Annotated in this window: 18 protein-coding genes and 1 pseudogene; 12 read left to right on the top strand and 7 right to left on the bottom strand. The window is 62.7% G+C overall.

Features of this window, described 5'->3' with window-relative positions; all coding sequences use genetic code 11:
* The 4 genes and pseudogenes from P8H27_RS17570 to P8H27_RS17555 all read left to right on the top strand — a co-directional run.
* Positions 1–740: pseudogene (locus P8H27_RS17570) on the top strand (AAA family ATPase); the annotation flags it as partial.
* A 216-nt stretch (positions 741–956) separates the two neighbouring features.
* Positions 957–1859, top strand: a complete 903-nt coding sequence (locus P8H27_RS17565) for a LysR family transcriptional regulator (protein ID WP_289638952.1) — start codon at positions 957–959, stop codon at positions 1857–1859.
* A gap of 130 nt (positions 1860–1989) precedes the next feature.
* The gene (locus P8H27_RS17560) at positions 1990–2616 is read left to right on the top strand and encodes a glutathione S-transferase family protein (RefSeq protein WP_289638951.1); all 627 of its coding nucleotides are present in this window, start codon (positions 1990–1992) and stop codon (positions 2614–2616) included.
* A 34-nt stretch (positions 2617–2650) separates the two neighbouring features.
* A complete protein-coding gene (locus P8H27_RS17555; protein ID WP_289638950.1) occupies positions 2651–4681 on the top strand; it encodes a pyridoxamine 5'-phosphate oxidase family protein in 2031 nt (676 codons plus the stop codon).
* A gap of 200 nt (positions 4682–4881) precedes the next feature.
* On the opposite strand, the gene P8H27_RS17550 is transcribed toward P8H27_RS17555, so the two are convergent.
* Complete coding sequence (locus P8H27_RS17550; RefSeq protein ID WP_289638949.1) at positions 4882–5253, bottom strand: DUF2846 domain-containing protein; 372 nt, start codon at positions 5251–5253, stop codon at positions 4882–4884.
* A gap of 335 nt (positions 5254–5588) precedes the next feature.
* Here P8H27_RS17550 and cfaB point away from each other — a divergent pair, with 335 nt between their 5' ends.
* Positions 5589–6773, top strand: a complete 1185-nt coding sequence (gene cfaB, locus P8H27_RS17545; RefSeq protein ID WP_289638948.1) for a C17 cyclopropane fatty acid synthase CfaB — start codon at positions 5589–5591, stop codon at positions 6771–6773.
* Positions 6774–6864: 91 nt separating this feature from the next.
* Here the strand turns inward: cfaB and P8H27_RS17540 are convergent, their stop codons facing one another.
* From P8H27_RS17540 to P8H27_RS17520, 5 genes are all read right to left on the bottom strand, one after another.
* Positions 6865–7494, bottom strand: coding sequence for a LysE family translocator (locus P8H27_RS17540; protein WP_289638946.1), 630 nt, complete (start codon positions 7492–7494; stop codon positions 6865–6867).
* Between the two features lie 74 nt (positions 7495–7568).
* Positions 7569–7955 (bottom strand): hypothetical protein, encoded by a 387-nt coding sequence (locus P8H27_RS17535; RefSeq protein ID WP_289638945.1) that lies wholly within the window; start codon positions 7953–7955, stop codon positions 7569–7571.
* Positions 7891–8361 (bottom strand): hypothetical protein, encoded by a 471-nt coding sequence (locus tag P8H27_RS17530; protein WP_289638944.1) that lies wholly within the window; start codon positions 8359–8361, stop codon positions 7891–7893. Before P8H27_RS17530 ends, P8H27_RS17535 begins: the two co-directional genes overlap by 65 nt.
* A gap of 113 nt (positions 8362–8474) precedes the next feature.
* Positions 8475–8897, bottom strand: coding sequence for a DUF2000 domain-containing protein (locus P8H27_RS17525; protein WP_289638943.1), 423 nt, complete (start codon positions 8895–8897; stop codon positions 8475–8477).
* A 32-nt stretch (positions 8898–8929) separates the two neighbouring features.
* On the bottom strand, positions 8930–9232 hold the full coding sequence (locus P8H27_RS17520; RefSeq protein ID WP_289638955.1) for a Dabb family protein: 303 nt from the start codon (positions 9230–9232) through the stop codon (positions 8930–8932).
* A 233-nt stretch (positions 9233–9465) separates the two neighbouring features.
* Between P8H27_RS17520 and P8H27_RS17515 the strand changes: the two genes are divergently transcribed.
* The 6 genes from P8H27_RS17515 to P8H27_RS17490 all read left to right on the top strand — a co-directional run bounded on the left by P8H27_RS17515 (position 9466) and on the right by P8H27_RS17490 (position 17413).
* Entirely contained in the window at positions 9466–9951 is a 486-nt protein-coding gene (locus tag P8H27_RS17515; RefSeq protein ID WP_289638942.1) for an Lrp/AsnC family transcriptional regulator, read from the top strand.
* 301 nt (positions 9952–10252) lie between these two features.
* The gene (locus P8H27_RS17510; protein WP_289638941.1) at positions 10253–12007 is read left to right on the top strand and encodes an ATP-binding protein; all 1755 of its coding nucleotides are present in this window, start codon (positions 10253–10255) and stop codon (positions 12005–12007) included.
* A 96-nt stretch (positions 12008–12103) separates the two neighbouring features.
* The gene (locus P8H27_RS17505) at positions 12104–13456 is read left to right on the top strand and encodes a sigma-54 dependent transcriptional regulator (protein ID WP_289638940.1); all 1353 of its coding nucleotides are present in this window, start codon (positions 12104–12106) and stop codon (positions 13454–13456) included.
* A 384-nt stretch (positions 13457–13840) separates the two neighbouring features.
* Positions 13841–14794, top strand: coding sequence for a TAXI family TRAP transporter solute-binding subunit (locus P8H27_RS17500; RefSeq protein WP_289638939.1), 954 nt, complete (start codon positions 13841–13843; stop codon positions 14792–14794).
* A 172-nt stretch (positions 14795–14966) separates the two neighbouring features.
* Positions 14967–16994, top strand: coding sequence for a TRAP transporter permease (locus P8H27_RS17495; RefSeq protein WP_289638938.1), 2028 nt, complete (start codon positions 14967–14969; stop codon positions 16992–16994).
* A complete protein-coding gene (locus P8H27_RS17490; protein WP_289638937.1) occupies positions 16991–17413 on the top strand; it encodes a DUF1850 domain-containing protein in 423 nt (140 codons plus the stop codon). Before P8H27_RS17495 ends, P8H27_RS17490 begins: the two co-directional genes overlap by 4 nt.
* Before the next feature lie 188 nt (positions 17414–17601).
* Here the strand turns inward: P8H27_RS17490 and cls are convergent, their stop codons facing one another.
* Positions 17602–19047: a cardiolipin synthase gene (cls, locus tag P8H27_RS17485; protein ID WP_289638936.1), complete on the bottom strand. Its 1446-nt coding sequence runs from the start codon at positions 19045–19047 to the stop codon at positions 17602–17604.
* A gap of 267 nt (positions 19048–19314) precedes the next feature.
* Here cls and P8H27_RS17480 point away from each other — a divergent pair, with 267 nt between their 5' ends.
* Positions 19315–20982 carry a BCCT family transporter gene (locus P8H27_RS17480; protein WP_289638935.1) on the top strand — a complete coding sequence of 556 codons (1668 nt, stop codon included), beginning with the start codon at positions 19315–19317 and terminating at the stop codon, positions 20980–20982.
* Positions 20983–21153 lie beyond the last annotated feature (171 nt).

Here is a 21153-nt window from a genome sequence, read left to right as displayed (position 1 = left end):
GTGCTTCTAGGGTCACAGAAATGCTGCTTACGATGGCGGCGATTGGCCCGCCGATGATTTACGTTTCCAACTACAGCCTGTTACACAGACTGCTGGGGCGTAACAGCGAAGACAAGCAACGTCTGCTTTCGGATCCGTGGATCATGCTCCCGGATGACCCTGATAGCGAGAGTTGGAGGGGGTACATCGCTGAATGCATTAGAGTAGCGGGCGGTTCTATTAAAGGGTCGGTTGATGATTTCTCCCAAGAAATATATCGCTCTACTTTTGGTATTAAGCGACTAGTCGTCCAACTCTTGAAGCATGCCTATATCGCTGCGCGTGGGGCCGGGCGGGAGCGCTTCGAGCTGGCCGACCTCACCAAAGCCTACCAGTGCGTTGCCTACGCAGCGAACAAGGAGGACGTCGAGGTCCTGCACATCCAGGCCCTACAGCGCCGGAGCTCCCGTCGCCGGTTGGATTTGCTATGCCCGTTTGAGCTTCCCGCTTCCTTGAAGTCAAACATAGTGGCTTTTGCACGGAATGATCGTGAGACCCGAGTCATTAACAAGGTTTTCGTTTCATCACTCTCGGCGGGTGAGCGAGAGGCACTGGAGGAGATTCAGCCGGCAGCGGCAAAAGCTTCCCGGCCCAAAGCGCCACGTAAACCATCCTTGCCCAAGCCCTCGATGGACGATCTTGAAAAAGCTTTTCTTGAGGACTTGGTGACGACCCCGCTGCCAAAGCCTAAGAAGCCCTAGAACGCAGGCATAGCGGGCTGCGACAGTTTTTATTTGCTAACACTTGCCCATTGGGCTCGCTTGGCCAAGGTTGCGACAGTTTTGCGTTTTTCTTCCATCGCTCTGGAGCCCGCGAATCATGCGGGGGTGGTGCGACAGTTTTTATTTTCTAAATCCAACAATAAAAATCGCAGCCTAAGGTTGCGATTTTTTTTATCCGAACGAAGGACGTAGCCCATGGATCGATTCCAGGAAATGCAGGTCTTCGCCGCCGTCGCCCAGGAGCAAGGCTTCTCGGCGGCGGCGCGGCGTTTGGGCATGTCGGCGGCCAGCGTCACCCGCGCCGTGGCGGCGCTTGAGCGGCGCATTGGCACCCAGTTGCTGACGCGTACCACCCGCAGCCTGCATTTGAGCGAGGCAGGCCAGCGTTATCTGGAAGACTGCCGCAGGATTCTCGCCGAGGTGCAGGAAGCCGAGGATTCGGCAGCCGGGAGCCATGCCCAACCCCGCGGACAACTGACGATCACCGCGCCGGTATTGTTCGGCGAGTTGTTCGTCACCCCGGTCATGGTCGCTTATCTGACCCAATTCCCCGATGTCAGCATCAACGCGCTGCTGGTCGACCGGGTGGTGAGCATGCTCGAGGAGGGCGTCGATGTGGCGGTGCGCATCGGTGAGTTGCCCGACAGCAATCAGCATGCCATTCGCGTGGGCGAAGTGCGCCGGGTGATCTGCGCGTCCCCTGGCTTTCTGACCGAGCACGGGCGGCCTCGGCATCCTGCGGAGTTGAGCGCCGCGCCGATCGTCGCCACCTCGGCCATTGGCCAGCCCAGGAGCTGGTCGTTCCTCGCTGCGGGCGAGCCGATCAGCGTGCGGCCGCAACCGCGTCTGGTGGTCACCGCCAATCAGGCGGCTATCGCTGCCGCCGCCATGGGCCTGGGGCTGACCCGGGTGCTGTCGTATCAAGTGGCGAGCAAGGTCGCCGCCGGTGAGCTGGAAATCGTTCTGGCCGACTTCGAACTGCCGCCATGGCCCATCCATGTGGTCTACCAGGGCGGGCGCAAGGCCCCGGTGCGGGTGCGCAGTTTTGTCGACTTCGCGGTGAAGCTGCTGCGCGAACACCCGGCCCTGCACGGCTGAAGGGTTATTGCGCTGGCTGCAATAATGGATTGCGTTTGCTGGTTATTCTGCTGTTTTGCCGGCGGGCGGAAGATGGCTCCCCTCGGCGCCGGTCGTTCCTCAACGGCGCCATCGCCCAGCGGAGTCGACCATGCACGCGATCAAACTCTACAACTTCCCCCGTTCCGGCCATGCTCACCGCGTCGAGCTGATGCTGTCGCTGTTGCAACTGCCGACCGAGCTGATCCTGGTCGATTTGGCCAAGGGCGCGCACAAGCAGGCGGATTTTCTCGCGCTCAACCCCTTTGGCCAGGTTCCGGTGATCGATGATCAAGGCGTGGTGCTGGCCGATTCCAACGCGATCCTGGTCTACCTGGCGCAGAAATACGGCAACGGCCACTGGTTGCCAAGCGATCCGCTCGGTGCGGCCAAGGTGCAACGCTGGTTGTCGGTGGCCGCCGGGCCGATTGCCTTCGGCCCCGCCAGGGCCAGGCTGATCACCGTGTTTGGGGCACCTCACAATGCACAAGAGGCGATCGCCTATGCCCACAGCTGGCTCAAGCTGATCGACCAGGAACTGGGCACCACGCCCTATCTGGCCGGTAGCGCGCCGAGCATCGCCGACATCGCCGCGTACAGCTACATCGCCCATGCACCGGAAGGCAATGTGGCGCTGGACGACTACGCCAACATCCGCGCCTGGCTGGCGCGGGTTGAAGCCTTGCCAGGCTTTGTCGGCATGCCGCGCACCGTCGCCGGTTTGCAAAAGACAGCCTGACTTATTGCGCGAGGCGCACAGGGGAGAAGCCGTTATGCAACCTTCACCGTGGCACGCCGGCGAGAGGCAGTTGCAGGCGCAGGTGGGTGTCGCCGAGCGCATGGACGCAGTGGGTCGCCGGGTGATTCGCGGCGAGATGCCGGATCAGCACCGCGCCTTCTATCAGCAACTGCCGTTCCTGCTGTACGGCGCGGTGGATGCCGACGGCAACCCCTGGGCCAGCATTCTTCAAGGGCCGCCGGGCTTTGCCCAGGCTCCCGCGCCTGCGCTGTTGCAGGTCGCCAGCCTGCCCGGCCGCGACGACCCGGCACAGCTGCACGACGGGGCGGCGATCGGTCTGCTCGGTATCGAGCTGCACAGCCGCCGGCGCAACCGCGTCAACGGTCGCGTCGCTGCGCTAACGGCGAGCGGCTTCGCGGTCAAGGTGGAGCAATCCTTCGGCAATTGCCCGCAATACATTCAATTGCGCCAGTTGCGCTCGGTGCCCTTGGCGGCTCCGCCGGCCCGGATCGCGCAGCACCTCGATGGGCTGGATGACGCGGCCAAAGCCATGATCGCCGGCGCCGATACCTTCTTCGTCGCCAGTTATGTGGACGTCGCTGGGCAACGCGCGGTGGACGTTTCCCATCGCGGTGGCCAGGCCGGTTTCGTCCGGGTAGAGGGCAACCGCCTGACCATCCCGGACTTCGCCGGCAACCTGTTCTTCAATACCCTGGGCAACCTGCTGATCAACCCCCGAGCCGGTTTGCTGTTCATCGATTTCGAATCCGGCGAGCTGCTGCAGCTCAGCGGTCGCACCCAGGTCATTCTCGACGGCCCGCAGGTCGAAGCCTTTCAAGGGGCCGAGCGGCTGTGGACGGTCGAGGTGGAGCGCGTGGTGCGTCGGCCCGCGGCGCTGGCCTTGCGCTGGCGCTTTGACGGCCTGTCCCCCAGCAGTTTGCTGACCGGCAGCTGGGCGCAGGCCAATGCGCGCCTGCAAGCCCGGGCCCTGGGGGATCGCTGGCGGCCGCTGCGAGTGACGCGCATCGAACAGGAAAGCCGCTACATCCGTTCGCTCTATCTGCAGCCCGCCGATGGCGCCGGCTTGCCGCTGTTTCAGGCCGGGCAACATCTGCCTGTGCGCTTCAACCTCGCAGGCGCCGTGCATATCCGCACCTACAGCCTGTCGAGCGCGCCGTCCGATGACTTTTTCCGCATCAGCGTCAAGCGTGATGGCCTGGTGTCGACCCATCTGCATGAGCAGATTCGGCTCGGCGATGTGCTGCAGGCCCGGGCGCCGCAGGGGCATTTCACTGTGGCCGCCACTGAGCGGCGGCCGCTGCTGCTGTTGGCCGCCGGCGTCGGCATCACGCCGCTGCTGTCGATGCTGCGTGAGCTGGTCTATCAAGGCCTGCGCACGCGGCGCATCCGTCCCACCTGGTTGTTGCAGAGTTCGCGAACCTTGGCCGATCAGCCGTTTCGTCCTGAGCTGGAGCGCCTGCTCGACGGCCTCGGTGACGCGGTGCGAGTCCTGCGTTTGCTCAGCCAGCCGGAACCCGAAGCGCGGGAGGGTGAAGATTACGACCTGACCGGACGCATCGACGCCGACCTGCTCACGACCATTCTCGAGGTGGGCGACCTCGATCAAGCGGATTTCGTCCTCTGTGGCCCGGGCAGTTTTACCCAGGGGCTGTACGACAGCCTGCGGGATCTGGAGATCCGCGACTCGAGGATTCATGCCGAAACCTTTGGCCCGTCGACGCTGCGGCGCAAGCCGGATGCGGACGCGGTGGCCTTCGCGCAACCAGCGGCCGCCAGCGTTTCGCTGCCCGTTGTGTTCCAGCGCTCGGCCAAACAGGCGCGCTGGCAGCCGGACGGCGGCAGCTTGCTGGAGCTGGCGGAAAGCCGTGGCCTGCGCCCGGAATTCAGTTGCCGCGGCGGTTCGTGCGGAACCTGCAAGACTCGCCTGATCAGCGGCGCGGTGAATTATCCACAGCCCCCTGCGCAGGTGCCCGACGCTGGCGAGGTGCTGATTTGTTGTGCGGTGCCGGCGCAGGGTGCGCAGCTGCTGGTGCTCGACCTGTAACAGCTTGTCCTGCAGAGATCGTGATTTTTGAGGGGATGTTTGCGTCGGGTTCTGTCGGTTGTTGGCTCGGAAGGGAAATGGGCAGGCGTTGAAGGGCGCTGCAAATTCAGCCGGATAATAGGTGGCAGACCACGGTTTCACTTGAATGACCAAGCAGAAGCAAAAACCGCGATCCCCTTTTACCTTCTGGACAGTTTCGATTACTTCGCCAGTTCGCACTTCTGCAGGTGTGCCTGGGCGGTTGCTTCCGGGATCACTTCCAGTTTGGCGCCACCCACGAATACGCCCATTTTGATGGGCTGACGTACATAGTGGTTTTTCCCAGCGACGGCCAGCAGGTCGATGGCGTTGTCACTGAATTCGGATTCGGTGGCGATGACGCGCTTGCCCGGGTTCACCAGACGGTAGAAGTAGGTGCGGTTGGCTGTCTCGCCAATCACTTCCCCATCGACCTTGACGGTCTTCTTCAGCGCTTGGCCAGCGAAGCTGTCGCGGTAGATATACAGCCCGGCCTTATCAGCGGGTGGGGCGGGGTAGGCCTTCAGTGCGGTGTCGGCTGAAGGGCTGTCCATAGGTACGGACGCACAACCAGTAAGAACGGCGAAGCCGAGCATTCGACCGCGGCGCTGATGCCATCCAGGGCCTGATGGTTACGCTGGCCGCCCTGAAGGCCAGCCTGTAAGTTGGAAAAGGGGCAAATGGCATTTTATGCCATGGGCATGGCGTATTAGCGATTGCGGGCATTAAGCGATTGCGGGATGCCTGTCTGAGATAGATCAGTTTAGGCGTCGGCCATGACGGCCTGTTGCCGCGACATGGCGGATAGCCATCTTCTGTGGAGCCGGTAGCGCTGACAAGCGAGTCATTTGAACTAGTCTTTCACTGACTTTGAAAGCCGGAGGTTCCTATGCTCGCGTACCTGCCGCAGGCTCTGCGTGATCTTCAATTGCCCTTGCGGTTACGGCTGTGGGACGGCAAACAGATCGACCTCGGCCCGGAGCCGCGGGTCACCATGGTGGTCAAGGATCCGAGCTTGATGGCACTACTGGCCCATCCGAGTCTGGATGCCCTGGGCGCTGCCTATGTCGAGGGCCGCCTGGGTCTGGAAGGGCCCATCGCCGCGGTAATCGAACTCGGCGATGCCCTCAGTCAGGCGCTGCTCGACGATGACGGCAATTCTCCGTTGCAGTTCGGCGCTCATGACAAGGCCACCGATGCGGCGGCGATCAGCTACCACTACGACCTGTCCAACGACTTCTATGCACTCTGGCTGGATCGCGAGATGGTCTATTCCTGCGCCTACTTCGAGACCGGCAGCGAAGACCTCGAGCAGGCCCAGCAGGCCAAGTTGCGCCACCTGTGCCGCAAGCTGCGCCTGCAGCCGGGCGAGCGGTTGCTGGATGTCGGTTGCGGTTGGGGCGGGCTGGCGCGTTTCGCCGCGCGCGAGTTCGGTGTCGAGGTGGTCGGCATTACCCTCAGTCGCGCGCAGCTGAAGCTGGCACGGCAACGGGTCAAGGCCGAGGGGCTCGCTCGGCAGGTGCGACTGGAGCTGCTGGACTACCGCGACCTGCCGCAGGACGGCCGCTTCGACAAGGTGGTCAGCGTCGGCATGTTCGAGCACGTCGGCCATGCCAACCTGCCGCTCTACTGCCAGCGATTGTTCGCTGCGGTGAAGAGCGGCGGTCTGGTGATGAACCATGGCATCACCGCCAAATACAGCGACGGCCGTCCGGTGGCGCGTGGCGGCGGCGATTTCATCGGTCGCTATGTGTTCCCCGAGGGCGAACTGCCGCACCTGGCGACCATGACTACGCAGCTCAGCGATGCCGGTCTGGAAGTGGTCGATGTGGAGAGTCTGCGGCTGCACTACGCACGCACCCTGGAGCACTGGAGCGCGCGGCTGGAGGCGCAACTGGATCAGGCCGGCCAGCTGGTGCCCGAGCAGGCCCTGCGCATCTGGCGCCTGTACCTGGCCGGTTGCGCCTACGGTTTCGCCCATGGCTGGATGAGCCTGCACCAGATCCTCGCGGTCAAACCGCGCGCCGATGGCAGCCACGATCTGCCCTGGACCCGTGCCGATCTGTATCGCTGATACTTGACCGTTCGTAGCGAGGAAAAGTCCGAGGTAGTTTGAAAGCGCCTACAGGAGCCTCAAAGGACACGCTCTGGGCTTTCAATTACAGCTACGCACTTCCGCGAACCAACATCGATGCCGCCGCTGCCACCATGACCGTCGCCGCGCCGCGGAACAACTGTTGTTGAGCGCGTTGACTCGACAGCAGGTGCCGGATACGCACTGCGGCGAAAATGAACAGCGCACCGACGCTCAGCAGCATCAAGATGGTAAGCGGTACCAGCATCAGCGCCCAAGTTTGTAATGAGACCGCTTCCAAGTTAATCACCAGCGGCAACAGCGCCAGATAGAAGGCGATGGTCTTCGGGTTACCTAGAGTAATGGTCAGTCCGGATATTGCCGCCGACATCAGCTCCTTCTTCTTCGCTGGCTTGCCCACTTCTATCGCCTGATGGTTGGTGAACCAGAACTGCCAAGCCAGATAGCAGAGATACAGTGCGGCCCCCCAGCGCACCAGTTGAAACAACGCGCTGAAGTGCTCGGCGATCATCGCTAGACCAAAGACTGCAAACGACAGGTAGGTCAGATCACCAAGGATCAATCCAAACAGCAGGCAAAAGCCCGACAAGATGCCACCGTTGACGCTCCGAGCTACCAGCGCGGCCATACCGGGGCCGGGAATGGCGGCGGCAATACCCAGCGCTGCGGAATAGGTAAGTACTTGTGTCAAATCGAGCATGTCGCACTCCTCAGCTAATTTATTATTGTCTTGTACGAAGATTCACGCCCCCGTACGCAAGACCGTCAACGGGTTTAACGGGATGCCGCGACCCACTGCCTGATGGCTTCCCGGGAAAAGACCAGATCCTGCACCGCCAATCCGACCGACTTGAAGATCGTCACGCTCTGCTGCTGAGCCCGCGTGTCATCGGCGCAGAGAGTGCCTATCTCTGTCCCTGCCCCTTGGCCGGACAACAGGCCTTTGTGAACGGCCTTGATCACGCATTCGGATGCGGCAAGAACCGACTGGTTGCAGTCAGTGAACAAGGCGCTGTCCTGGTATATGTCTTCATGCAACTCTTGGAAACCGAGAGCCGAAGAACCGATTGCGTTGATATGGCAGCGCTCAGGTAGATCAATACGGGCCAGAATGGGCGAGCGAGCTGCCGTGGCGGTGCAGATGATGTCGCTGTCGTGCACTGCGCAACCGTGGCAATAGTTCCTCAATCAGGAGAAGCGGCGCAGGGTGGCTGGCCAGCGTCAGCTTTCTGGTCGTCAACGGCCCCTTGCTCGCCAACCCGTACAACGGCGCGTCGAACACGAAGGTCGCCACCAGGCTTAACCGCGGGCTCATATAGAAGTCGTGAATCTGCGGATAGGCATTGGCCACGATCAATACCCCCGGGGTGTGCTCGCCCATGTTGGAGCGGGCATGCTCGTAGGAGTCGCTGAGATTGAGCTGTACGCGTGAACCTGGATATCGTTGCCCGAACCATTCACTGAAGAAGCCGGCGGCCGCTTCACTGCTGGTTCCGTTGGGCCCCAAAGTATGAATCATCACATCGCGCCAATCGCCAACACCAAAATTCAAGAGTTTGCTGTCCATAGTCATGAATTTCCAGAGCGATCAATTGGATAGCGGGCTCAACCAATGGGCGTATTTACTATTCAGGCCTCTTACCGTCAGGCATGAGTAAGGCGCGCACTACAACTTCCTTGTCATTTGAACAGTGGAAGATTACCGGTCAACTTGCTGATCTTTTTCTGAGGCCCAATCAACCCAAGGGCAACCAATTCGATGGCCGAACTGTCGGCCTCGGAGATACGTGCCTCATACTCCTGATAAGTTTTGCAGGATTGCGCCAGGGCACTGAATGGCATGGTATGGATGTCATCATCTGCCAATGTTTTCTCTTGCAGTGCATGCAGGTTTTCATTGCTGGAAAGCAGAATCGGCAAGGGTGCGTAGATGACGCCGGGGTAATTCACATTGTCGCGGCTTTGCATGTCAGGTCCGACCAGACCTTCTACCGAGCGCCCCAGGCTGACGCCAATGACGCTGACAGCATTGGCGGCATGCCCTAGCCCCAGGGCGTTGTCGACTACGATTACGCACCGGTGAACAGCAGCATCGAAATTCATTGAACTCTCCACGACTACCAAGAAATTTTCAGTTATTCGAGTGACGCCATACTGAAGTCAACCCAACTATTGAGAAGCCCCGCAAAATTTGTAGTTTCACTGCCGATTTCAATATCGACCACCTGCCAACTGGCAATTTTCTGCCACATCAGTACACCCTGCTGCTGATTGGGATGGATTAGGAACGTAGACAGCGCTGCCTGATTTTCAAATAACCCCATGACCACAAAGTCCATGGCCTGCTTCCGCAGGCTGATATTCCTGGCGCAAGCCCAACCCAATATTTCGTTAATATGACGTGGGTGCTGACGCGTCGATGCCTCCGCATTTATCACCCTGAGACCACGCCCCTTAAAGGGGGTGGCCAATTTTGGTTTATTTATCCAACGACGCGTCCAGCATCGATTTACATAGAAGATAAAGCGCGGCGATTCCAAGTTCAGAACTTCAGAACTTCAGAACTTGGAAAAATACTACGCTCTTTGGTTGGGGAAAAAAATTCTATTTCAATTGCCAGCAAACAAGAAATGGGTAGAATCTACCGATTTTTCATGTAATGGTGGAATTTATGACCGATCAGGCGCTAAATCTGACAGATATCAAAATCCTTACAGCCCTGCAACAGGACGGCAGGATCACCAACCAGACCTTGGCCGACCATATAGGCATGTCTGCCTCACCCTGCTGGCGTAGGGTGCGGCAGCTGGAGGAGCATCGCTATATTCAGGGTTACAGAGCGGTGCTGGATCGACGCAAGATCGGTTTGGGGGTCATGGTGTTCATACGGATTAACATCGACCGCCACAGCGAGGTCGAAGCAAAGAAATTCGAGCAGGAAGTAATGCAGCTAGAGGATGTGGTCGCGTGCTACAGCATCGGTGGCGACGCCGACTTCCTATTGCAGGTGGTGGCGCACGATCTAGACTCGTTTGCGGATTTTGCTATGACCGTTGTTCGGCAGTTACCTGGCATCAAGGAAATGCAGAGCATGTTCGTGCTCAAGGAAATCAAGCCTTTCGTATCGTTCCCGGTTAAACGACCCCATGCCGTCTGATGGCGTCTTTCAAAAGGCTATGTCCCAGTTATGTGTTGCATGCGCGATCTCTTGCAGGAGGCGCGACCCCGCGGCGAATGCAGCCCGCAGGGCTGCCTGTTCATCGTTTCGCGGGTATAGCCAAAGCTCGCCCCGAGGTCGGGCCTCCTACGGATCGCAGGCCGTTCGCGCCTGGTGATACAACACCTAACGGGTAAGGCTGCGACTATAGCCGGCTGCGCCAGCGGCACAACCCCTCGCGCGCCTGCAATGGGCCGCGCTTTGCCTTACCATGCCGGGACTGGATCGAGCCGAGCCGTGCATGCCCGCTTTCTTCCCGCGTTACCGTGTCGTCCTGATCGTATTGCTGATCCTCCTCGGCCTGCTCGCCAGCATCTGGCTGGCCGGCCGTTATGCCGAACAGCGCGCCTGGCAGGAGCGCAGCGTCGAGGCGCGCGGCCAGCTGCAGCTCTACGCCCAGTCGATTCATACCCTGGTCGAGCGCTTTCGCTCGGTGCCCGAGGTGCTGGCGCTGGACAGCGACATCAAATCGCTGCTGCATGCCCCGCGCGATCGCCTGCTGCGCGAGAAACTCAACCAGCGCCTGGAGCAGTTGAATGCCGCCGCCGGTTCCACCGTGCTCTACCTGCTCGACAGCCGGGGCGAGACCCTGGTGGCGAGCAACTGGCGCGACTGGAGCAGCTTCGTCGGCAACAACTACGCCTTTCGCCCGTACTTTCAGGATGCCCTGCGCCAGTCTTCCGGGCGCTATTTCGCGGTGGGCGTGACCACCGGGATTCCCGGCTATTTCCTCTCCCATGTGGTGCGCGATGCCGATGGCCGCGTGCTCGGCGTGCTGGTGGTCAAGCTGGAGCTGGAGGAGCTGCAGCGCGAGTGGGCCGGGCAGTCCGGAGTGTTGCTGGTGGTCGACAGCTACTCGGTGGTGATTCTCAGCAACCGTCCGACCTGGCGTTTCCGCGCCCTCGATAAGCTGAGCGAGCAGGCCCGCGCCGAGCTGGTGGAGGTGCGCAAGTACGCCGAGCAGGCGCTGCAGCCGCTACCCAGCGAGTTGCGCCAGCGCATCGGCGAGGACAGCGAATGGCGCCGGGTCGATGGCCCGGACGGGCGCCGCGATTACCTCTGGCAGCGTCTGGCGTTGCCCGAGGAAGGCTGGACCCTGCACCTGCTGCTCGAGCCGCAGGCGCTGGTCGACAGCGTGCGCAGCTACCGCCTGGCCGCTGCCGGGGTGTGGATGACCCTGGCGTTTCTGCTGCTGTTTCTCGCCCAGCGGCGCAAGAACCAGCATCTGCAGGCCGGCATCCGCGAGCGCCTGGAACGTGAGGTGATGCTGCGCACCGCCGAGCTGCGCGAGGCTCAGGAAGGCTTGGTGCATGCGGCGAAGATGGCCGCTCTGGGGCAGATGTCGGCGGCCATGGCCCATGAAATCAACCAGCCGCTGACCGCCATGCAGATGCAGCTGGGCAGCCTGCGTCTGCTCCTCGACAGCGGTCGCCAGGCCGATGTGCACGAAGGCCTGCGCCGTATCGATGGCTTGCTGCAACGCATGGCCGGGCTCACCGGGCACCTGAAGACCTTCGCCCGCAAGAGCCCGGCCGGCCTCGGCGAGCGCTTGCGCCTGGGCGACGTGCTGGAGCAGGCGCTGCAACTGCTGGCGCCGCGCCTGCGCAGCGAGCAGGTCGAGTTGCACTGCGCAACAGACGCCAATGCGATGGTGCTGGGCGATGCGATTCGCCTCGAACAGGTGCTGCTCAATCTGCTGAACAATGCCCTGGATGCCATGGCGGGCGCCGAGCAACGGCGGCTCAGGGTGTCGATCCAGCGTCAGGGCGAGCAGTGCCTGCTGAGTATTGCGGACAGTGGCGGCGGCATTGCCGAGGAAAGCCTGAGCCGCGTGTTCGAGCCGTTCTTCACCACCAAGCCGGTGGGCCAGGGCTTGGGCCTGGGGCTGGCGGTGTCCTACGGCATCGCCCGTGAGTTGGGTGGCAGTCTGGAGGCGAGCAATGGCGCCGAGGGCGCAGTCTTTACCCTCAAGCTGCCGGCGGCGCCGAATTCGTAGGATGGATTAGATGTAGGCTGGGCTTCAGCCCAGCCAAAAAACCAGAACAGGCAGTGGTGGGCTGAAGCCCAGCCTACGCGATAGACAGGAGACGTCATGAGCGGTCAGGTGATAGTGGTCGATGACGAAGCGGCGATCCGCGAGGCGGTGCAGCAGTGGCTGGAGCTGTCGGGGTTCCGGGTGCACAGCTGCGCCAGTGCGGGCCAGGCGCTGGCGCTGGTCGACCGCGACTTTGCCGGCATCGTCATCAGCGACGTGCGCATGCCCGGCACCGATGGCCTGCAACTGCTGGACAAGCTGCTGGAACTCGACCGCGACCTGCCGGTGATCCTGGTCACCGGCCACGGCGATGTGCCCATGGCGGTGCAGGCGCTGCGCCAGGGCGCTTATGACTTTATCGAGAAGCCCTTCACCCCCGAGCGCCTGCTCGACAGCGTGCGCCGTGCGCTGGACAAGCGCCGGCTGGTCTGCGAGAACCGCCAGCTGCGTCAGCAGTTCGCCCTCAAGGATCATATCGAAGGGCAATTGCTCGGCGTCTCGCGGGCGATGGAAAACCTGCGCCGACAGATTCTCGAGCTGGCCGGTACTTCGGTGAATATCCTGATTCGCGGCGACACCGGCAGCGGCAAGGAGCGGGTCGCCCGCTGCCTGCACGATTTCAGCGCGCGTGCCGGCAAGCCCTTTGTCGCCCTCAACTGTGCGGCGATCCCGGAGCAGTTGTTCGAGAGCGAGCTGTTCGGCCACGAAAGCGGCGCCTTCACCGGTGCCCAGGGCAAGCGCATCGGCCGCATCGAGCACGCCGACGGCGGCACCCTGTTTCTCGACGAGGTGGAAAGCCTGCCGCTGGCGCAGCAGGTCAAACTGCTGCGGGTGCTGCAGGAGAAGACCCTCGAGCGGCTTGGCTCCAACCGCAGCATCCAGGTCGATCTGCGGGTGATCAGCGCGGTCAAGCCGGATCTGCTCGACGAAGTACGCGGCGGACGTTTCCGCGAGGATCTGTACTACCGCTTGAACGTCGCCAGCCTGCGTATTCCGCCGCTGCGCGAGCGGCGCGAGGACATTCCCCTGCTGTTCGAACACTTTGCCAGCGAAGCGGCCAGGCGCCACGGCCGCGAGCTGCCGGCGCTGGCACCGGCCGAGCTGGCGCGTTTGCTCGGTCACGACTGGCCGGGCAATGTGCGCGAATTGATCAACGCCGCCGAGCGCCATGCCCTGGGCCTGAGCGGCGAGGTTGAAAGCGCTGGCGGGTTGCCGGCGCAGTCGCTGGCCGAGCAGATGGAAACCTTCGAGGCGCAATGCCTGCACCGTGCCTTGCAACACTGCCGGGGCAATATCACCGAGGTCATGGCGCTGTTGCAGCTGCCGCGGCGCACCCTCAACGAGAAGATGCAGCGCCACGGCCTGCTGCGCAGCAGTTATCGCCCGGCCGGCAGCGGCGATGAGGAATAGGCGCAACGCCTATTCGAGTCGCGCGGCTGCGGTGGTAGCCCGGATGAAATCCGGGGAAACCGATGGCGGCCATAAGACCGCTCCCCGGATTGCATCCGGGCTAGCAGGGCGGCGAATAACGCCTGTTCCAGCCACCGTCGCTAGGCATGGAGCCTCAATCAGGCTGCTGATCGGCAAATTTCCGCTTATTGGATTTTGCGCATAGGCTGACTTCCGCCTATTAGGTGCCGTCAAACAGTGGAGAACCGCTCTAGAACGGGCCTTTCGGCCACTGGCACGGCATCTGCTATGTAACCCTCAGCTATCGCCTCCAGCCGCCATGCTGGAGCACAGCGTCTACAGTGAAAAAACCTCTGCAATAACAACAACGACGGAGACTTATCCATGCGACTGACCAAACGACTCAGCCTGCTTGCCGCAGCAGCGGCCTTTACTGCAAGTACCGCGGTCATTGCCGCACCGACCTTCATCAACATCCTCACCGGCGGCACCAGCGGGGTCTACTATCCGATCGGGGTGGGCCTGTCGCAGCTCTACGGCAACGGTATCGACGGCGCCAAGACCTCGGTGCAGGCGACCAAGGCCTCGGTGGAAAACCTCAACCTGCTGCAGAGCGGCCGTGGCGAACTGGCTCTGGCCCTGGGCGATTCGGTCGCCGATGCCTGGAACGGGGTGGAAGATGCCGGCTTCAAAACCCCGCTGAAAAAGCTGCGCGCCATCGCCGGCACCTACCCGAACTACATCCAGATCGTCGCCAACAAGGAGTCCGGCATCGCCAGCCTGGCCGACCTCAAGGGCAAGCGCATCTCGGTCGGCGCACCGAAGTCCGGCACCGAGTTGAACGCTCGGGCGATCTTCGCCGCGGCCGGTCTCAGCTACGAGGACATGGGCAAGGTCGAGTTCCTGCCCTACGCCGAGTCGGTCGAGCTGATCAAGAACCGTCAGCTGGATGCCACCCTGCAATCCTCGGGACTGGGCATGGCGGCGATCCGCGATTTGGCCGCCACCTTGCCGATCAATTTCGTCGCCATCCCGGCCGAGGTGACCGGCAAAATCGGCAATGCGGCCTATCAGCCAGCGGTGATTCCAGCCGGCACCTACGACGGTCAGGATGTCGAGATCGCGACAGTGGCGATCCAGAACATCCTGGTCAGCCATGCAGAGGTGTCCGAGGAAGTGGCCTACCAGATGACCAAGCTGATGTTCGACAACCTCGAGCGTCTGGGCAACGCCCATTCCGCGGCCAAGGACATCAAGCTGGACGGCGCGGCGAAGAACCTGCCGATCCCGCTGCATCCGGGTGCCGAGCGCTACTACAAGGAAGTCGGCGCGCTGTAATGCCCAACGCGCAGCCTGCATGCCCGGGGAGCCGCGAGCGCCTCCCCGGGTAGCAGCAACCGACTAATTTGCACGCTATACAGAGTGGCGAATAAAACCAGCGTACTGAGTACGGCAGGTTTTGTTGGCGACTCTTGCGCCTTATCGACGTTGTAATGAGGGCATCAGCTCCATGACTGAACAAAACCACGGCCTCGCGGCAGGCCCGGGCGACTGGCCGAAAGCGCTGTTTTATGTGGCGCTGCTGTTTTCGATCTTCCAGATCACCACCGCGGCCTTTCATCCGGTGTCCAGCCAGATCCTGCGGGCGGTGCACGTCGGCTTCCTGCTGCTGACGGTATTTCTCAGCATTCCCCTGGTCGGCCAGCACAAGCCCTGGCAACCGCTGGCCTGGCTGCTGGGGCTGGCCGGTATGGGCACGGCGATCTACCAATGGGTGTTCGAGGCGGATCTGATCCAGCGCTCCGGCGAGCTGACCAGTGCCGACATGGTGGTCGGCCTGCTGCTGATGGCGCTGGTGTTCGAGGCGGCGCGGCGGGTGATGGGCATCGCCCTGCCGCTGATCTGCGGGTTGTTCCTCGCCTATGGCCTGCTCGGCCAATACCTGCCCGGGGATCTGGCCCACCGCGGTTATGGCCTGGATCAGATCGTCAACCAACTGGCGTTCGGCACCGAGGGCTTCTACGGCACCCCGACCTATGTGTCGGCCACCTATATCTTCCTGTTCATCCTGTTCGGCGCCTTCCTCGAGCAGGCCGGCATGATCAAGCTGTTCACCGACTTCGCCATGGGCCTGTTCGGCCACAAGCTCGGCGGCCCGGCCAAGGTCTCGGTGGTGTCCTCGGCGCTGATGGGCACCATCACCGGCTCGGGCGTGGCCAACGTGGTCACCACCGGCCAGTTCACCATTCCGCTGATGAAGCGCTTCGGCTACCAGCCGGCCTTCGCCGGTGGCGTCGAAGCCACCTCGAGCATGGGCAGCCAGATCATGCCGCCGATCATGGGCGCGGTGGCGTTCATCATGGCCGAGACCATCAACGTGCCCTTTATCGAGGTGGCCAAGGCCGCCTTGATGCCCGCGCTGCTGTACTTCGGCTCGGTGTTCTGGATGGTGCATCTGGAAGCCAAGCGCGCCAACCTGAGCGGCCTGCCGAAAGACCAGTGCCCCAATCCCTGGGCCGCGGTGAAACAGCGCTGGTACCTGCTGATCCCGCTGTTCATCCTCATCTACCTGCTGTTCTCCGGGCGCACGCCGCTGTTTTCCGGGATGGTCGGCCTGGCCTTGACCGCCATCGTCATTCTCGGTTCGGCGATCATCCTGCGGGTCTCCTCCAGCGTGCTGCGCATGGCCTTCTGGATTGCCCTCGGGGTGCTCTGCGCCGGATTCTTCCAGCTGGGCATCGGCGTGGTGTTCGGCGTGGTCGCGTTGCTGGTGGCGATCTGCTGGTTGATCAAGGGCGGGCGCGACACCCTGGTGGTCTGCCTGCATGCGCTGGTCGAGGGCGCACGGCATGCGGTGCCGGTGGGTATCGCCTGCACCCTGGTCGGGGTGATCATCGGCGTGGTGTCGCTGACCGGGGTGGCCTCGACCTTCGCCGGCTACATCCTCGCCATCGGCCAGGACAACCTGTTCCTCTCGCTGATCCTCACCATGCTCACCTGCCTGGTGCTGGGCATGGGCATTCCGACCATTCCCAACTACATCATCACCAGCTCGATCGCCGCGCCGGCGCTGCTGGAGCTGGGCGTGCCGCTGATCGTCTCGCACATGTTCGTGTTCTACTTCGGCATCATGGCCGACCTCACCCCGCCGGTGGCGCTGGCCTGTTTCGCGGCCGCGCCGATCGCCAAGGAAAGCGGGTTGAAGATCAGTCTGTGGGCCATACGTATCGCCATCGCCGGTTTCGTCGTCCCCTTTATGGCGGTGTATGAACCGGCGCTGATGCTGCAAGGCGGCAGTTGGCTGGCCACCCTGTTCATCCTGCTTAAGGCGGCGCTGGCGATTGGCATCTGGGGGGCGGTGTTCACCGGCTTCCTGCACCGCAAGATGGCCTGGTGGGAGCGGGCACTGGGCTTCGCTGGCGGTGCCAGCCTGATCCTGGCCACGCCGATGAGCGATGAGATCGGCTTCGCCCTGATTGCACTGTTCCTCGCGCAGCACTTCTGGCGCGCCCGGCGTGCCCAGGCGACGCTGGCGTGATTGGTTTGTGCATGGGCCTGGCCGGGGCGGTGTGGGCGCAACTGCCGGTGCCGGCGTTTACCCTGGCCTGGCAACACACGATTGAAAAAGTACGCTGGGAAGAGGATTACCGCGTCACCGCCGAGGGTTTGTTGCTCGGCGAGGCGCGGGTCAAGGGTTCTGGTGCCGGCATGGAAATCCCTGCCGATGCCGAACTGCGTGAGGGCAGCTGGCATTACCAACGCCGGCTAGCGCCCCTGCAACCGCTGCGCTTGGGGCGAACCCCCGAGGCAGGGGATTACCAACTGTGTTTCAACCAACGTTGTCGCGCGCTGAGCGACTGGGCCGGCCCGCCACAAGCAAGCCAGCCGGCGTTGGAACTCTGGAGCTGTGAGCTAAGCTCCCCGGCATCTGCGGATGCCGGTCAGGACGCCGGTTAAGGCCGCGTTCGCTCCCAGGCCACAAGCCTTGGCGGTTGTAGAGGAGAACCCCCATTTGGCTTTGCCGGTGGGGGTTTTGTTCGTCAGGGTGAAAGCCCGGCAACCAAAAGTGAATCCGGCTGTTGCGCAGCAGGGCAGCGTTAACGGGCCGACAGGTTGAGACCGGGTTCGGCACATAAAGCCGCGGGTTAGAGAATCGGCGAAATCAGCCGCGCCACGCGCATGGCCAGTTGCTGCAGGCGATGCACGTTCTGGTAGTCGGCGGCGAGCAGTTCGCGCGAGCGGGCGAAGTCCTGCTCGAGCATCTGTTCGGCCTCGGCGGCAAAGTCGGAGTCGAAGGTCAGCAGGCTGATCTCGAAATTCAGGCGGAACGAGCGATTGTCCAGGTTGGCACTGCCGATGGCGGTCACGCTGTTGTCGATCAGCATGACTTTCTGGTGCAGGAAGCCTGGCTGATAGCGGAACACCCGCACGCCAGCGCGCAAGGCCTCGAAGGCATACAGGCTGGAGGCGGCGTAGACCACCCGGTGGTCGGCCCGCGCCGGCAGCAGGATGCGCACATCGACGCCGCGCAGCACCGCCAGGCGCATGGCGCTGAACAGTGCCTCGTCGGGGATGAAGTAGGGGCTGGTGATCCAGACCCGCTCGCGGGCGCTATGAATCGCCTCGACGAACAGCAGCGCGCAGGTTTCCTGCGGGTCGGCCGGGCCGCTGCTGATCACCTGGCAGAGCATGCCGCCGCCCGGGTAGGCCTCGGGCAGCAGCAACGGCGGCAGTTGGTGGCTGCTCCAGAACCAGTCTTCGGCGAAGGACTCCTGCAGACAGGCGACTACCGGCCCGCGCACCTCGACATGGGTGTCGCGCCAGGGCGCCAGTGGCGGCTTGTGCCCGAGGTATTCATCGCCGACGTTGAGCCCGCCGAGAAAGGCGCATTCGCCATCGACCACCACGATCTTGCGGTGGTTGCGAAAGTTCAGCTGGAAGCGGTTGAGCAGCCCGCTGCTGGTGGTGAAGGCGCGAACCTGGATGCCGCCGGCGCGCATTTTGTCGCTGAAATAACGCGGCAGGGCGTGGCTGCCGATGCCGTCATAGAGCACGAAAACCTGCACGCCGGCGGCCGCGCGCTCCAGCAGCAGGTCTTGCAGGCGTCGGCCGAGCAGGTCGTCGCGGACGATGAAGAACTGCAGCAGGATCACTTTGCGCGCGCCGGCCAGGGCCGCGAGGATCGCGGCGAAGGCCGCCTCGCCGTCGATCAGCAGCTGCACCTGATTGTTCGCCAGGCAGGGCATCCGGCCCAGCCGGGGCAGGGCGCGCAGTTGCTGGTAGACCGGCGCTGCGCTGGCGCTCAGGGCTTCGTCGACCCAGGGCCGCCAGTTCAGCGCGGCCATGGCCTTGTGCATCTGCTGGTCGGCGCGACGGCGCGCCTTGATATAGGCATCGAAGCGGCTGCGACCGAACACCAGGTAAGGCAGCAGGGTCAGGTAGGGCATGAAAAACAGTGACAGCGCCCAGGCCAGCGCACCCTGGGCGGTGCGCACCGTCAGCACCGCATGCACGGCCGCGAATACGCCGAGGAGGTGGATCGCGGCGATCAGGTAGGCGAATAGATTGGGGATCGCGAAGTCCAGGGGCATGCGGGTTCCTAGGCGCTGGCGTCGGGCGGTGGCTAAACCGGTTACCCATGCAGTGTGGCACCAACAGGGCTGCGTGCAGCAAGTCGCCAAGCAGTAAATGACGGCATTTGGCCTGCGAATGACGCCCCGTGGCCGGCAAATCCGGGGTTTGCCTGTTACCCTTACTAGCTAACCGAAAAAATTTTTCGGCCGCGATGAGTTGTAAGTGGGGCGAATCCGTCCTTCTTGTGCTTGCCAGCGAGTTAAATGCCTCAAGGAGAACTCCACATGGAAAAACCCCCTTTGCATGACACGACGCCACAGCCAGAAGCGGAAATACCGGGTGGCATTCCGGCCCCGAGCGGGGCCGCCAATCTGATCGATACCGACTATGTGGTCGGCCAGGACAACATCAAGGGCCGGTTCCTGTTCAACCTGGATATTCACGGCAAGGTGTTCAGTATCTCGGCTCTGACCGTGGTGCTGTTCGTGGTTCTGGCCCTGGCTCTGCAGAGCGAAGTCGAACCGCTGTTCAGTGCCATCCGCAGTTGGCTGACCAGTAACCTGGCCTGGTTCTTTCTCGGTTCGGCCAATATCTTCGTGCTGCTCTGCCTGTTCCTGATCGTCTCGCCGCTGGGCAAGGTGCGCCTGGGGGGCAAGGAGGCGACGCCCGACCATACCTATGCCGGCTGGTTTTCCATGCTGTTTGCCGCCGGCATGGGCATCGGCCTGATGTTCTACGGTGTGGCCGAGCCGATGTCGCACTTTTCCTCGGCCATGGGCGGGGTCAGTCTCGGTGAGGATGGTCTGCGCAGCGACTGGGCGCCGTTGGGCGCCGCTGCCGGCAATGCACAGGAAGCCGCGAGCCTGGCGATGGCGTCCACCATCTTCCACTGGGGCCTGCACCCGTGGGCGATCTACGCCATTGTGGCGCTGGCGCTGGCCTTGTTCTCGTTCAACAAGGGTCTGCCGCTGAGCATCCGCTCGATCTTCTACCCGCTGCTCGGTGAGCGGGTGTGGGGCTGGCCGGGGCATGTGATCGACATCCTGGCGGTGTTCGCCACCCTGTTCGGCCTGGCCACTTCGCTGGGCCTGGGTGCCGAGCAGGCGGCCGCCGGCCTCGATCATCTGTTCGGCATCACCGCGACCGATACCAGCAAGGTGCTGCTGATCGTCGGCATTACCGCGATTGCCTTGATGTCGGTACTGGCCGGTCTGGACAAGGGGGTCAAACGCCTGTCCCAGTTGAACATGATCCTGGCGATTCTGTTGCTCGGTTTCATCATTTTGGTGGGCCCGACGCTGGCGATCGCCACCGGCTTCTTCCGCAACCTGGGCAGCTACCTGGCCTATCTGCCCGAGCTGTCCAACCCCATCGGCCGTGAAGACGCCAACTTCAGCCAAGGCTGGACCGCGTTCTACTGGGCCTGGTGGATCAGCTGGTCGCCGTTCGTGGGCATGTTCATCGCCCGGGTCAGCCGCGGTCGCACCGTGCGCGAGTTTCTGGTGGCGGTGCTGCTGGTGCCATCCCTGGCCTCGGTGCTGTGGATGACCGCCTTTGGCGGCACCGGCATCGGCCAGTTGCTCGGCGACGGTTTCACCGGGGTGCAGGATGCCGCGCTGGAACTGAAGCTGTTCGTCATGCTGGAACAGTTGCCGTTGAGCGCGATCAGCTCGTTCATCGGCATCATTCTGGTGATCGTGTTCTTCGTCACCTCGTCGGACTCGGGGTCGCTGGTGATCGACACCATCACCGCCGGCGGCAAGGTCAACGCGCCGATCCCGCAGCGGGCCTTCTGGGCGATCATGGAAGGCGTAGTGGCCATCGCCCTGTTGCTGGGCGGCGGGCTGGTAGCCCTGCAAGCGATGGCGGTGTCCACCGGCCTGCCGTTCACCATCGTCCTGCTGGTGGGCTGCGTGTCGATCGTCAAAGGCTTGATGAGCGAGCCGCGCTAGGCTGCGACTCGGGGGCCGCCGATCTACGCGCCAGCGCGTAGGGCGGCCTCGGCGCGGAGCGACAGCCCGCCGACTGGTTCCCGGTCTTCGGCGTACTGCTGCGCGAGTACGCCCTACCAGACGGCTGCTTGACGGCGGTCTGGTGAGGCTAATCTGCGCGGCTCGCGCCCT

The organism is Pseudomonas sp. sp1636 (assembly GCF_030376615.1).
Classification (GTDB): domain Bacteria; phylum Pseudomonadota; class Gammaproteobacteria; order Pseudomonadales; family Pseudomonadaceae; genus Aquipseudomonas.
The sequence above is the reverse complement of the archived record's forward strand: the minus strand, read 5'-3'. Positions and strand labels throughout refer to the sequence as shown.